The sequence below is a fragment of the Muricoccus roseus genome (genome assembly GCF_900141905.1).
Lineage (GTDB): Bacteria > Pseudomonadota > Alphaproteobacteria > Acetobacterales > Acetobacteraceae > Roseomonas > Roseomonas rosea.
The window spans coordinates 30,835-44,854 of record NZ_FQZF01000032.1 but is presented as its reverse complement, the minus strand read 5'-3'; the positions used below and the strand labels follow the sequence as shown (position 1 = coordinate 44,854).

Here is a 14,020-nt window from a genome sequence, read left to right as displayed (position 1 = left end):
CGCTGCCCTGACCTTGCGGCGTCACCAAGCGTTACTCGGTTTCAGGTTAGCACGAAAGCCCTAAACGGGGATTTCGTCGTTTCGGGGAAGCCCGAAATCGGGTGAAGGTGGGTGACTACGGGGCTGTCGCACCTCGGGCACCGAGTTCGGCAACTGTGCACATCGCAGCGGTAGTCTTTCCTGAACCACCCTTGACCTGAGCGAACGTGACAATGGCCATCATGCCCCCCCCCGAAACACCGATCTCCCGAAACCACGCTTTCCAGCAACGGTCGCGCTGCCCTGACCTCGCGGCATCACGAAGCGTTACTTGGTTTCCGGCTGCCACGAAAGCACTAAACGAGGATTTCCTCGTTTCGGGAAAGCCCGGAATCGGGCGAAGGTGGGTGACTACGGGGCTAATAGAGTGCCCTTTCAGCCTGATTTCCCGCACAAATTGCTAGAGGACCACACACCCCAGGTGTGCCAACACTCTGCGTTTCAGGAGAGGAGGTGCCGCCCCAATTTGGTGACTGAACGCCTCAAAGTTCCCAGCCTAACCCGATTTCCTACTTTCGGGGCTTCGGCGTTTCGGGAAAGCAGGATTAACGGAAATCTCTGCTTTGGGGCATGTGGGGGTTGGGTCGCACTGACCCTGGATCCGGGCGCCTGACCTCGTCGGCGCGTCCAATCGCGCGCTCAGTCCATCCTTCATGCAGCGAGCCTTGCATCAGGCTACGAAGTAGATCGGAGCGATCCTCCAGCTTGCGGCAGATCAGGTGGGTGATCGGCACCTCGGCCCGTTCGGTCTCACGCTCTACCCGAGCCTCGACCACCATAAGCCGGGCCCCGATGAGCGCGGCCCGGTCGCGCGTACCGACATCGGTGTACACGACGAGGTTCGCTGTCCCGTGCTCGTCCTCGACCGTGATGAAGACGATACCCTTGGCCGTGCCCGGCCGCTGCCGCATCAGCACCATGCCAGCCAGCCTGATCCGCTGCCCCGCGCGCATACCCTCCAGGTCGCGGGTATCGCTGCAACCGAGTGCCCGCAGTTGCGGTCGCAATAGGGCGAGGGGGTGCTGACGTAGGGTTAGCCCAGTAGCAGTGTAGTCCAGCACCACCGACTGCCCATCGGCCTCGGCCGGCAGGGCAGGGGAGGGCTCGACAAGGAGGGGCGGCTCACCGGCCGCCGCGGCCTGGGCAGCCAGCCGCAGTAGGGGAGGGGTGTCGCTCTCGACTCCCTTAGCGTCCCACATCGCCGCCCGGCGATCGAGACCCATGCCAGCAAAGCCGTCCGCCTCGGCCAAGGCCTCAATAGCCTTACGGCCTACCCCGGCCCGGCGCACCACCTCGTCCACCGAGCCATATGGCGAGCCGTTGCCCGCCCGCCGGGCCTCGGCCACTTGCTTCCCGTCCTCGGCCGACAGGCCAGCGGCCATGCGCAGCCCTAGCCGCAGGGCGAGGCCCTCGGCGCTGCGTGCCTCCGGCTCCAGGGTGCAGTCCCAACGGCTCTCGTTCACGTCCAGCCGACGCACCACCACCCGGTGCTGCTGGGCGTCGCGCACGATCTGCGCTGGGGCGTAGAACCCCATTGGCTGGCTGTTCAGCAGCGCGGCCGCGAACACCGCGGGGTGGTGGCACTTCACCCAGGCCGAGGCGTAAGCTAGGTGTGCGAAGCTGGCGGCATGGCTCTCCGGAAATCCGTAAGAGCCGAAGCCCTCGATCTGCTTGAACACGCTCTCGGCGAGGTCGGGGTCGTAGCCGCGGCGGATCATGCCGCCGACCAGCTTGTCCCGGTACACCGCCACACCCTGCGTGTACTTGAAGGTGGCCATGGCGCGGCGCAGTTGGTCGGCCTCGCCGGGCGAGAAGCCGGCGGCGACGATGGCCACCCGCATGGCCTGCTCCTGAAAGAGTGGCACGCCCAGGGTGCGGCCGAGCACCTGCTTTAGCTCGTCCTCCGGACCGTGTTCCTTGCTGGGGGAGGGGTAGACCGGCGCCTCGTCGCCCCAGCGCCGGCGCAGGTAGGGATGTACCATGTCGCCCTGAATCGGCCCGGGCCGGACGAGGGCCACCTGCACCACCAGGTCGTAGAACTTCGATGGCCGCAGACGCGGCAGCATGTTCATCTGCGCGCGGCTTTCGACCTGGAACACGCCCAGAGAGTCGGCCCGGCGCAGCATAGCGTAGGTCTCGGCGCAGTCGCGGGGCACGTCGGCGAGATCGAGGTCGGCAATGCGGTGCCGGCGCAGGAGGTCGAAGCCGCGCCGCAGGCAGCTCAGCATCCCCAGCGCCAGGATGTCCACCTTCAGCAGGCCGAGCGCCTCGACGTCATTCTTGTCCCACTCCAGCACCGTGCGCCCGTCCATGGCGGCGTTGCCGACCACCGCCATCTCGATCAGGGGCCCGCGCGACATGACAAAGCCGCCGACATGGGTGGCGAGGTGGCGGGGGAAGTCCTGGATCTCCTCGGCCAGCTCCAGCGCAAGGCCGAGGCGGCGGTCGGACAGGTCGAGGCCCTCGGCCGCCGCGATTTCGGCCAGGCTGTCGTCCCGTCCTGGGCCCCAGCTGGCCTTGGCCAGCCGCCCGGTGACGTCCTCCGACAGTCCGAGCGCCTTGCCGACCTCGCGCACTGCCGATCGGCCGCGAAAGCGGATTACAGTGCCCACGATGGCCGCGCGATCGCGGCCGTAGCGGCGGTAGATGAACTGGATCACCTCCTCGCGGCGCTCGTGCTCGAAGTCGACGTCGATGTCGGGCGGCTCAGCCCGCTCCACCGAAAGGAAGCGTTCAAACAGGAGGTCGTGCTTGGAGGGATCCACCGCGGTGATGCCGAGCACGTAGCAGACGGAGGAGTTAGCGGCGGAGCCGCGTCCCTGACAGAGGATGTCCTGGTCTCGGGCAAAGCGCACCACCTCGTCCACCGTCAGGAAGTAGGGCGCGTAGTCCAGCCGCTCGATTAGCCGCAGCTCGTGCTCAATGCGGCCCTGGATGTCGTCGGGCACGCCGCGCGGGAAACGGCGGGCGCATGCTTCGGCGACGCGGCCCTCCAGCGTCTGTTGCGGCGTGCGGCCGGGCTCCATGATCTCGTCCGGGTACTCGTGGCGCAGCTGGGACAGCGAGAAGCCCCTGCAGGCCTCGAGGACACGGAGGGTGTTGATCAGGGCGGCCGGGGCGCGGCGGAACAGCCGGGCCATCTCGGCTGGGTCTTTGAAGTGCCGCTCAGCATTGGGCTCGGCATCGCGGCCCAGCCGGTCCACCGGCCGGCCGAGGCGGATCGCCGTTAGCACGTCGGCCAGGCGACGACGGGAGGCGACGTGGTAGCGCACGTCATTGGTCGCCAGCAGATCAACACGGGCGAGGGCGGTCATCCCGGCCAGGGCTTCCAGCCGTTCCTCGTCGATGTCGTCGAAACGGATCGTCGCCGTGCAGAGCAGCGGCAGCGCCAACCGAGAGCGCAGCGCCGTGGCGTCGGCCCGTAGGCGATCGCCAAAGGCGGCGTCCGGGCGCACGGGGGATACGGCCGCCATGCACCAGCCCTCCGCATGTCCGATCATCTCGTCATGAGTGAGGCTGCACTCGCCCTTGGGCGAGCGCATGCGGCCCAGCGAAAGCAGTCGGGTCAGGCGGCCGAAGGACGCCCGGTCGGTCGGCCACACCAGGTACTCGGCACTGTCCTGCAGCTGCAGGCGGCAGCCCACAACGTAGGGGATGCCGGCCTCCTTGGCAGCAACGTGGCCGCGCACAGCACCGGCAAGGCTGTTGGTATCGCAGATGCCCACCCCGGCATGGCCGAGCGCTGCAGCGGCCACCACCAGCTCGCCGGGATGCGAAGCGCCGTCCAGCAAGGTGAAGTTCGAGCGGCAGCCGAGTTCTGCGTAGGCAAGGGACACAGGGCGATCAGCCCATGACGCCGTGCAGGAACCAGCGTGCCGGGGCGTTGGGACGGTCGATCCCGAGTCGGCACACCCACAGCCGACCGCCCTCCTCGGTCTGCACCCGAAAGTAATCCCGGCGCGGACGGTCGTGCTTGTCGCCCCACCATTCCGGTTCCAGCCGCTCGGGGCCGGCGGCGTGCAACACCCGCAGCACGCGACCGTCCAAACGCAGCCGGGCAGGGGGGCCCTCCGGCACCTCGGCCACCACGCCGAGTTCCTTCGGTTGACGCAGGAGGCGCACCGGCCGCCGCCGCTCCTCCCAGGCGTCCGGCACCTCGGGATTTGTGTAGGGATCGACCATGGCCACGCTATCCTCGGGCCAATGGCTTCCGGTCGGCGCCACACGCCACATCACGGCGTGCTGGCCGAGACGGTCGATCAGCTTCGACAGCATCCGCTCTTGCTCGCCGGCCAGGGCGTCCCCGCCCAGGCCGCTCAGTTGGCGGGCCTGAAGTGCGTTGGTCTCGGTCGCGCGCAGGATTATGCGCTCGAAGCCGAGGTCGGGCTCCAAGGTGCCAAGCCGCTCGGCGAAGAGCCGGCGCAGGTGAGCGGCGTCACGCGAGGGACTGCCGACACCGATGACCACCTCCTGCACCTCGCCGTCCACGCGGAAGGCGAGCAGGCTGAGGCGTCGGGCACCGCTGCCCGACTCACCGAGCGTAGCGCACAGCTCCTCCAGCAGGGCGTCCACGGCACGGTCGATGGCCGGGCGCGTCACGATCGGCTCGAGGAAAGAGCGGATCGCCAGCAGGGCAGGGGGTGGCTGGACCAGCTTCAGTGGCCGCGCCCTCGCGCCTGAGGCGAAATCCAGCGCATCGAGTAGTGGGCGACCGAAGCGGCGTGCCAGGGGCGCCCGCGGCTGGCGCAGCACATCGCCCAGCGTTAGCAGGCCGAGCCTGGCGAGACCGGTTGCGATCTCGCCAGGAAGCCGCAGCGAAGCAAGCGGCAGTGCGCCGATTGCCTCTAGGTCGCCGCCGACGGGAACAACAACGCCGTTGTGCCCGCTCCGGACCATGGCTGCTGCAGCATCGGCGCTGCCCGCCATCCCGACTCGCGCCCGATAGGCGGCCCGGCGGAAACAGCGCTCCACCTCCGCGAGCATGGCCATCTCACCGCCGAACAAGTCGGTGCAGCCGGACACGTCGAGGACCAGCCCATCTGGGGCATCCAGGGCCACAAGCGGTGTGAAACGCAGGGCCCAGTGCCCGAGCCGCTGCAGCAGCTCGGCCTCACTGCCTGGGTCAGCGGGCCGCAACACGAGATTCGGCAGCATGGCCTGAGCGTCGGCCATGGCCTGCCCTGCGTGCAGATGCGGGGCGTCGACGCAAACTAGCGCGCGGCGGTTACCCACACTCTGCCACGTCGCCACTGCCTCGCTTGCGAGGTCGGGCTCGCGCCGTCGGAGCGCGTCCACCGCCAGCCACGGAAGATGCACGGAAATGAAGCGCCGGGCGTTACCCGAGTCACCCCGCACTGTGTGGACGCCCCGGACGCTTGCGCATCAACACGAAGCCGGCCCGCTCGAGATGCTGAGCCAGGTGCTGCGCCGCCAAGCCCGCGACCATCTCCCCACCGTGCGGCCGTGGACGCCCGCGCTCGTCGTAGCGCAGCGCGTAGGACAGTGCGTCGGCCACCTCCTCTGGGCGGGCTGGGCTTAGCGAGTTCTCGTTGGATTCGTTCGCAAAATGGTCGGCCATGCCGCCACCCTATCGGGCGAATCGCGAACAAAACAAGAACTGATTCCCAGCTCACGCGACCGCGAACCTGCGGGAGGAGGCTCCATGACTCGCGGAATGCCCTACCCACAAGGCTTTGCATGACCGGGTGAATCTTGCGTGGCAGCGAAGAAATCAGCCCAGCAGCCAGCCGAAGCTTCCCTGCGGCACTTGGCTTCTGCGAGTCGCCTTGCCCGGCCGGCCAGCCATGTCGGCGAGGCCGTCCGGGTCTTGTCGAGCCGTAGTTCGCCCTTGAGGCGCTGCTCCACCGTCTTTTGAAGGTAGCCGGTCGGACTACGAGGATGCGATCGCAGCTTCCATGGCGGCGCGACGTGGCCTGGGCACTCAGCGGGCCTGGGAGCGCATGAAGGGCGAGGTGCCCCATGCGGGCCTGATTGAGCGACTCGCGGACCACGACCTGCTAGCTACAGGCGACAGTCTCAACGACGTCGATGCCGGGTCCGACACACACCACACAGTCACTTTTAGGGGCCGCCGTTACGTCCCGGACCCCCGCGTGTGAGCGGAGGTCCTGCTGCGCGCCGGAGGGTTCTGCGAACGCTGCGGCGCCGAGGGTTCGTGACCGAGGCCAGGACGCTACCTCGGGGCCCACCACATTTTGGCGTTCTCTCATGACGGTCAGAACCGGCGGACCAATGTCATGGCATTGTGCGCGGACCTAAGGCTCTGAACATCGCGATGGCGGCCAAAGTGGCCGCCCTGGAAGGGGCGAGGCAGTCGTAATTGCGGGGGCACTTTAGAGCCCGATCCCCTCCTCTGCTTCTTCCCTGCACCCTTGATTGGTCCGAGTCGGTGCCAGGACCGTCCTTTCAGCAGCCCTTTCTCCCGATGCCGTTCCTGCCTCATGAACTGGACGTCCGTTCCAGGACCAGCATGGGGAACCAGCCCGCGTTAGGGTTGTCCCCAGCGGAAGGTCTAAGATTCGTCTAATAATATGAGTCTAAAGGGAAATTCCGCGTTTCGATTCAGTGGCCTAGGTGGGGGTTCTGCTCCCGCTTCTACGCGTAATGCCCCTGCCTCTACGGAAAGTGCCCCTGGGATTCACTTAGAGCCTCCTGTTGTCCCCAGAGCTGGGGATAACTTCTCCGGGTGACGGGAATCACGGGAGCATTTTTTGGGCTCTCAGGCCCATTCTTCGTGTCTATGCTCCTCTTCCACGGGAATCGCGGGAGCATTCCAGCGGCGAGCGGAATCGCAGGGGCATTTTGGGGCAATGAGCGAGAGCGGGCCGAAATTCCTGTCCGAGGTGGAGCGAAAGCGCCTTGCCCGGCTTGAGCGGACGAAGCAGAACGCCAGGGGGCGTCGTGCCCCCGCCGTGATGCCCTCCCGGCTGGCTCGGACGAGTGCATTCGCCGCCCGTGTCCATGGTTTGGACACCGACAGCAACTTCCGTCGGACCTACATCGTCCCCCCGCACAGCGTGGTCGAAGTGGCCGGGCGCGAGCTGGGAACCCGGCATCGGGATGCGCTCGTTGCGCTTTTCCGGCTGCGCGCGAAGCGCGTCGAGGCCCGCACCGAGACTGGGCAGAAGATCGTCGTCTGCCAGACCGAGACGACGTGGCGGGAGCTGCTGGCTGCCAGTGGCCTGACCATCCACGTGACAAACCTCCTGACCGCCCTTCGCGTGCTCCAGGAGCTACAGCGCGTAACGATCAGGGTCTTCCGTGGATCGCATGAAGAATATCTGCGTGCCGAGGCCCGTGGGATGCTCGCCGGAGCCGGTTGGTCGGATGCCCTAATAGGTCGAATCGAGTGGGATGGTGCCCAGCTCGATAGCAAGTTGACGGTGTCGTATGGAGAATGGGTCCGTCGGACACTTGAGGAACGGCATCTCGTCGCAGTAGATGCTGACGTTTACTTCAAATTGAAGTCCGATTACGCGCGATGCTGGTGGCCCTACATTGACAGCCAGCCTGCCCATAGCTGGATCAACGTGGAACTGCTGGCCTCGCTGGCCGGGCGTGACTACCGCGCCGAGGAGACAAAGAAACGGGTCAAGTTGCGAGAGGAGGTCCGGCAGGCGCTTGCCGACATGCAGCAGGCAGGCGGGCTGACGTCGTGGGTGGAGGAGGTCGTAGGGTCCGGCCGGGCGAAGACATACAGATACCGATACGTTCGGGCCGGCAGTCCCCAGGCCGAGCTGCCGATCTGAGCCTCGCCGTCAGGCAGTGTTGACCGTGTCCACCAGGTTGATCTCGGCTCCGGTCCGCTTCAGGTTCGCCTCGGCTGACCGGACCCGTCCCAGAATCAAGGATGATCGGCCCGGAATCCAGAAGGGCAATCAGGGACTATCGCGATCTCGGCCGAGCAACAACCAACAGCATGCACGCGACCCATTACCCGCGATAACCATCCTTATCACGAGTAACATATTTAAGGTTGGCGTTTGGGGGTCACTCAGCGCAGATTTGGGCCTCCAGAGATAGGAGGTAGGGGCGGTATGGGCAGCGAGGTCGCGCCACGCGACGCGGCGGAAAACCTGCCGCAGCAACGGCTTAAGCCCACCGCCAAGGGCATCGCGGCGCAGGATAGGGCTCGCGAGTACGCCCGCCGCTCGATGGCGCCGGCGACCCTGCGGGCCTACCGCTCGGACTGGCAGCACTTCTCCAACTGGTGCGCCGAGGCCGGCCTGGAGCCGATCCCGGCCGAGCCGTCCACCGTCGGCGCCTATCTTGGCAGCCTCGGCCCTACCCACGCGCCGACCACCATCCGCCGCCGCCTCGCCGCTATTGGCCAGATGCATCGCTACAACGGCTTCCCCTGGGAGACCGGCGGCCTCGAGATCCGCGCCACGCTGAAGGGCGTGTTCGCCGAGCACGGCGAGCCCGTGCGGCAGGCCGCCGCCATCCGCCTCGCTGACTTGCGCAAGCTCGTCGACACCTGCGACGACGGCCCCGTGGGCCGCCGCGACCGCGCCCTGCTGCTGCTGGGCTTCGCCGGCGCCTTCCGTCGCTCCGAGCTCGTGGCGCTCGAGGTGACCGACGTCCTACCCACCCCGTTCGGCTTGCGCGTGCGGATCCGCCGCTCCAAGACCGACCAGGAGCGCCAGGGCGCCGAGATCGGCATCCCGCGCGGCCAGAACCCGGCGACCTGCCCGGTGCGCGCCGTGGAGGCTTGGCGCGCGACGCTGAAGCACCGCGCCGGGCCGCTATTCCGCCGCATCAGCAAGGCCGGCAGCATCGGCCGCGACGCGCTGGTTCCGGATTCTGTGCGCTTCCTGCTACTCGGCCGTGCGCATCTGGCCGGCATCACCGTCCCGGCAGGCGACCGGCTCACCGCCCACGGGCTGCGCGCCGGCTTCATCACGGAAGCCTACGACAAGGGCGTGCGCGACCAGGACATCATGGATCACACCCGTCACCGCGACCACAAGACGATGCGGGGCTACGTGCGGCGGGCCAAACTTCTCTCCGAGAGCCCGGCGGGCAAAGTCGGCCTGTGAGCGGGATCTGCTTCCCCTGGGACGAGGCACCACCCGGGCCGCGGCTCCGCCGGGCGAAGCCGCATACTGCAAAGCGACCACGCGGGCGCCCGAAGGCAGTCCGTTCCACCGATCAGGACAGCGCGGCCACCTCGAGCCAGGCGGAACTGCCCGATGCCGAGCACTCGGGTGGGGAAGAAGCGGTCGATCACACCGAGTGGCTGCCGTTCCGGCTGACAGTCGGCGGGCCGGCCGCGACCGTGGCGGCCTTCGCTGCCGCCGCGGCAGGACCGGGCGTCACGCCCTGGCAGATCGACTTCGCCGCTATGGAGGAGGACGTGTTCCACCGTCTGGCCTCCCGCTATCCCCGCGCCGGGCGGCTGTCGCTGGAGGGCTGCCGGGTCTTCGCGGCGCAACTGCGAGAACGCGCCGAGGACCGGCACCGGCAGGTCCTGGTGACGGCCGAGGGAAGCCGAGCCGGGCCTCTCGACCTGCACGCCCTGCTGCCCGTGCCGGCGGCAGTCCTGGCGCTCGGTCCTGACCACCCCGAAGCCCGGCACTGGCTTCGCATCCACTGGGGCACCGAGGAACTGCGTCGGGTGGAGCGGCTCGCCGCTACGGCGAGCCGCCGGCCCAAAGGCCAGGTGGGACTGCGGTTCGGCTTCTTCGCGGCCAACGCTGCCCCGACTGCGGCAGTGCGGCGCTTGGCCAAAGCTTGGCCCGGCCTGCGGCTGGACCTGCGGCCCGCAGCCGGCAACGCCGGATGATGGCGGCCGGGCGGGATGACCCCGCCTCCGCCCCGGTCGTGCGGCTCGACGGCTACGAGGGGCCGATCGACTTCCTGCTGGAACTGGCCCGCGCGCAGAAGGTGGACCTCGGCCGCCTGTCGATCGTGGCGCTGGTGGACCAGTACGTCGCCGCGGTGGAGGCGCCGGGCGCGGCAGCCACCCTAGCGGAGCGGGGTGATTGGCTGATCGCCGCGAGCTGGCTGGTGCTGCTGAAGTCGAAGCTGCTTGGCCAAGCCGAAGACGAGGCGGAGGTGCCGGAAGCCGAGCGCCTGCGCGAGGGCCTGATCCGTGCCGAGCAGCGTCGGCAGGCACGGGTACTGGCAGGGTGGCTGGATCGGCGGACGCAGCTGGGAAGGGAGGTCTTCGCCCGCGGGGTTACCGAAGTGCCTCCTCGTGCTGACCATGCTGAGGGAGGCGATCTGCTGGACCTCTTGCTGGCGTGCTTCGACCTGCTGGATGTGCCGAAGATGGCGGTACGCGAAGCAGTCCGACCCTATGCGCCGCCTCCGCTCGATGTCTGGCCTCTCGCAGAAGCCCTCGTCCACCTGCGGACTTGGCTCCGTGACCACCCCAGCGGTGGCGAGCTGGGTGAGATGATACCCGGATCGTCAGGATCCATATCCGCCTCCCCGCTGCGGCGTCGTTCCAACCTCGCAAGTGGCTTCCTGGCCGGCCTGGAACTCGCCAAGCAGGGTGAGATCCTCGTGCACCAGGATAGGACTTTCGGTCCCCTGCAGGTCAGGCTGTCAGCTTGAACTTTCTCCCTGATCGCTCGCGACGACCGTTGATCCACAGATGCGGGGGATAAGTCTGTGTGTACGCCCGTATGCCGGACCTCTGACGAGACGGCCGTTGAAGACGCTCCCTGACCGAACCAAAAGCACAGCATGGCCCAGAGCAAGACACTGAACGCTGCGAATCTTGAGGCGCTCGGCGCGGCCAAACTCGCGGAGCTGCTCATGGCGGTCAGCAAGGGATATGCCGCCGCCCAGCGCCAGCTGCGCTTCCAGATGGCCGTGGGCGCGGCTTGCACGTCGCTCGTGGGCCTTGGGGGAAATCTAGCCCTGGCCGCGGCCGTGGTCCTGACCGCGGCAGGCTTGGTGGCACAGGTCTCGTTCTGGACGGCCCTGCAGGCCCGCCGTCGATCTCTACAGAGCTCCTGATTGCTGTGCTGCCGCATGGGCGCTGCGGTGCCCATGCGGCAGCAATCTTCCGGCAGCGTCACCCAGTCCGGCGTCCCTACCCGCAGCGTCTTCATCACCCCGGCAGAATGGCCCAGGCTGCTTGCCAACGGCCAGGGGCAGCGCAGGCCAGACGTTGACATCTCAACGATTGATCGCGCATAGAACGGGTGCCCTGTCGCAGTACGCCCATCCGAGATGTCGGCGCTTGGGGCCCTTCGCAGTCGATGGAAGCCCTCGATGAGAGCTCGGAGTTCATCCCTCTACATTTTCACCAACGCCATCCAGCCAGCCCGACGTGCGTGGCACCAGGCAGCCAGCGCGGCCATTGAAGGCACGGGCCTGTCAATCTCGCTGGCCTCGGTGCTGCTGTTCGCCTCACGTCTCGGTCCAGGGGTGCAGCAGAAGACGCTGGCGACGGAGGTCGGGATCGACCCCGCCGCGATGGTCCGCCTGCTCGATCAGGGCGAGGCGGCCGCCCTGCTCGTCCGCCGCGACGTCCCGGGTGACCGACGGAGCAAGGTCATCCATCTCCTGCCGAAAGGGCAGCGTCTGGCCGACCGGCTGGAGGAGACTCTCGCGCGCCTGCGGGAGAAGCTGCTGAAGGGCATCCCGGCCGAGGAGCTGGACACGGCCACGCGCGTGCTTCGCCTGTTCGAGGAGCGGATCAAGGCCCTCCTCGAGAGCGACCGGGCGGCATCATGAGCGGCGCCGTGACCGGCCTGGCGGCCCCGGCGTCACCCGCCCAACGCCTCTGGCGTGCCCGGCCCCGCCTCCCGCCGGGCTGGAAGCATGTGCTCCGCACCCTCACGGCCTTCAGCCTTGCGCTCTACACGGCCTATGCGCTGGAGCTCGAGAGCCCGTCCTCCGCCGGGCTGACAGTGCTGATCATCGCCGCCTCATCCCGCGGCGCGATCCTCTCCAAGAGCATCTACCGGCTGCTGGGCAGCGCGGTGGGCGGGGTCGTCGCCATCCTGCTCGTCTCGCTCTTCGCCCAGGCGCCGTGGCTCTTCATCGCCGCCTTCTCCCTCTGGCTCGGCCTCTGCACCTTCCTCGCCTCGCTGCTGCGCTACTTCCGCTCCTACGGCGCCGTGTTGGCCGGCTACACCATCGCCATCGTCGGCATCCCCGCCCTCGCTAATCCGGACAACGTGCTGATCCTCGCCTGCGGCCGCGTGGCCGTCGTCAGCATCGGGGTGCTCTCCACCGCCTTCGTCTTCCTTGTCACCGACATGGGCCGGGACCGGTCGGAGCTGATCGGCAGCGTCGGACGCCTCACCGCGGCGACGGCGCGCTTCATCCGGGACATCCTGGCGGGAGCGGTCTCGGCGGAGACGCTCGCCCAGGGCATCCAGGTCGTCCGGGCCGTGGAGGCGCTCGACCAGACCGTGGAGTTCTCCGCCCTCGAGGATACCGGCATCGGCCGGCACGCCCCCGATATCCGCCTCGCGGGGGCCGCCCTTCTTGCCCTCCTCGTCAGCGGCCGCCGAACCGCGGCCCTGCTGCAGAGGCCGGAACTGTCCGCGCGCGCCGATGTCACCGCGGCCAGTGAGCGGGTGGAGGACCTTGTCGGCCGGATTGCCACCCTGCTCCCGGACAGGGACAAGGTCGAGCCGCTGCGGGACGACATTCGTGTGGCCCGCGCGGATCTCCGCGGCCTTGCCGAGGCCTGCCGCGACATCGATGCGCTGGCAGCTCTTCTGAGGGCCGAGGCGCTGCTCCGCCAGTTCGCGGCGGCGCTCGCAACCCTGGTGGCGTTGCACGACGACGTGCCCCGCGCCCAGAGCCTTCGGCTGAAGGCCTATGTGAACCCGGTGACGGCGCTGCGCAACGGAACCCGCGCGGCCCTCGCGGTCTTTCTCGGCGGTGCCTTCTGGATTGTCAGCGGCTGGTCCTCGGGGGGTGCGATGCTGGCGCTGCTCGGCCCGATCTGCGCCCTCATGGGCACGCTCGACAGCGCGGCGGCGGCCAGCATCGGCTTCTTCAAGGGCATGCTGGTGGCGACGGCGGTGGGGCTTGCGGTGACTTATGGCGTGCTGCCGCTCATGACGGGCTTCCCGCTGCTGCTGCTCACCATGTTGCCGGTGATCGCCGCGGGGCTCCTCGTCATGCAGCGCCCCGGAATGATCGGTCCGGCGACCTCCTTCGTCATGTTCTTTGTCGTCACCGTCAGCCCGACGAACCCGATGAACTACAATCTGGCGGGCGGGCTCGACGGCGCCGTCGCCTACCTCCTGGGCGGGGCCTGCAGCGTGCTCTCCTTCTTCGTGCTGCTGCCGGCCAACCCACCGGCCGAAGCGCGGGTGCTGCAACGCTCCCTGCGGCGGAGCGTGCGCGACCTCAGCCGCGGCCGGCTGCCGGGCTGGCTCCGCTGGGAGCACCTGCAGTACCAGAAGCTGGTCCGCCTGTCGCAGCGCCTGGCCGCCATCGCCCCGGCCCGCAGCGCCGCCGCCCTCGTGGATGGCGGCGATGTCATCCTGCTGGGGCGCACCATGATCCGCGTCCGCCGATTGCTGGACGGCCCGGCCCTGCCGGCCGAGGCCCGGCCCGTGGTGCAGCAGGCCATTAGCGCCTTCCGGCAGGTCATCGTGGCTCCCCATGCGGCGGCCGGCGCCGCCAGGGCCGCGGCGCACCGCCTCGCCGGGCCGGCCGATGCCTCTTACGCCACCCTGGAGGCCGCGGCCCTGCTGAACGAGATGGCCGCCCTGACCGACAGCCACGCCGATTTCCTCGCGCGTGGCGAATTCTGGGCCGCCTCTCGGCCCGAGGCCGCGTGATGCTCCATGAACTAAATCTCGGCGACGTCTACCTGCCGCCGATCGTGCTCGACGGCCTGCTGGCCGGGGCCCTCTTCCTGATCTGCCGCCTCCTCCTCGGCCGCGCCGGCCTGCTGCACCGGCTGTGGCATCCCGCGCTGTTCGAGGTGGCCCTCTTCGTCTCCATCGTCTCCCTGCTCGTGCTGCTGCGATAGGAC

At 68.3% G+C, this 14,020-nt stretch carries 11 protein-coding genes; 8 read left to right on the top strand and 3 right to left on the bottom strand.

Going from position 1 to position 14,020, the window contains the following annotated elements; translation table 11 throughout:
* Positions 1-584: 584 nt before the first annotated feature.
* The 3 genes from BUB97_RS20995 to BUB97_RS20985 all read right to left on the bottom strand — a co-directional run bounded on the left by BUB97_RS20995 (position 585) and on the right by BUB97_RS20985 (position 5,617).
* A complete protein-coding gene (locus BUB97_RS20995) occupies positions 585-3,875 on the bottom strand; it encodes an error-prone DNA polymerase (RefSeq protein ID WP_073138432.1) in 3,291 nt (1,096 codons plus the stop codon).
* Positions 3,876-3,882: 7 nt separating this feature from the next.
* Entirely contained in the window at positions 3,883-5,271 is a 1,389-nt protein-coding gene (locus BUB97_RS20990) for a Y-family DNA polymerase (RefSeq protein WP_338141791.1), read from the bottom strand.
* 112 nt (positions 5,272-5,383) lie between these two features.
* A complete protein-coding gene (locus BUB97_RS20985; protein ID WP_073138430.1) occupies positions 5,384-5,617 on the bottom strand; it encodes a hypothetical protein in 234 nt (77 codons plus the stop codon).
* Positions 5,618-6,869: 1,252 nt separating this feature from the next.
* Between BUB97_RS20985 and BUB97_RS20975 the strand changes: the two genes are divergently transcribed.
* The 8 genes from BUB97_RS20975 to BUB97_RS20940 all read left to right on the top strand — a co-directional run bounded on the left by BUB97_RS20975 (position 6,870) and on the right by BUB97_RS20940 (position 14,017).
* The gene (locus tag BUB97_RS20975; RefSeq protein WP_073138426.1) at positions 6,870-7,808 is read left to right on the top strand and encodes a hypothetical protein; all 939 of its coding nucleotides are present in this window, start codon (positions 6,870-6,872) and stop codon (positions 7,806-7,808) included.
* 288 nt (positions 7,809-8,096) lie between these two features.
* Entirely contained in the window at positions 8,097-9,098 is a 1,002-nt protein-coding gene (locus BUB97_RS20970) for a tyrosine-type recombinase/integrase (RefSeq protein ID WP_086062429.1), read from the top strand.
* Positions 9,095-9,844 carry a hypothetical protein gene (locus BUB97_RS20965; RefSeq protein WP_073138424.1) on the top strand — a complete coding sequence of 250 codons (750 nt, stop codon included), beginning with the start codon at positions 9,095-9,097 and terminating at the stop codon, positions 9,842-9,844. Before BUB97_RS20970 ends, BUB97_RS20965 begins: the two co-directional genes overlap by 4 nt.
* Positions 9,841-10,620 (top strand): segregation and condensation protein A, encoded by a 780-nt coding sequence (locus BUB97_RS20960; protein ID WP_086062428.1) that lies wholly within the window; start codon positions 9,841-9,843, stop codon positions 10,618-10,620. Before BUB97_RS20965 ends, BUB97_RS20960 begins: the two co-directional genes overlap by 4 nt.
* 132 nt (positions 10,621-10,752) lie before the next feature.
* Positions 10,753-11,028, top strand: coding sequence for a DUF6880 family protein (locus tag BUB97_RS20955; RefSeq protein WP_073138422.1), 276 nt, complete (start codon positions 10,753-10,755; stop codon positions 11,026-11,028).
* 258 nt (positions 11,029-11,286) lie between these two features.
* Positions 11,287-11,751, top strand: coding sequence for a MarR family winged helix-turn-helix transcriptional regulator (locus BUB97_RS20950; protein WP_073138420.1), 465 nt, complete (start codon positions 11,287-11,289; stop codon positions 11,749-11,751).
* Positions 11,748-13,823 (top strand): FUSC family protein, encoded by a 2,076-nt coding sequence (locus BUB97_RS20945; protein WP_073138418.1) that lies wholly within the window; start codon positions 11,748-11,750, stop codon positions 13,821-13,823. Before BUB97_RS20950 ends, BUB97_RS20945 begins: the two co-directional genes overlap by 4 nt.
* Positions 13,823-14,017 carry a DUF1656 domain-containing protein gene (locus tag BUB97_RS20940; protein WP_073138416.1) on the top strand — a complete coding sequence of 65 codons (195 nt, stop codon included), beginning with the start codon at positions 13,823-13,825 and terminating at the stop codon, positions 14,015-14,017. Before BUB97_RS20945 ends, BUB97_RS20940 begins: the two co-directional genes overlap by 1 nt.
* Positions 14,018-14,020 lie beyond the last annotated feature (3 nt).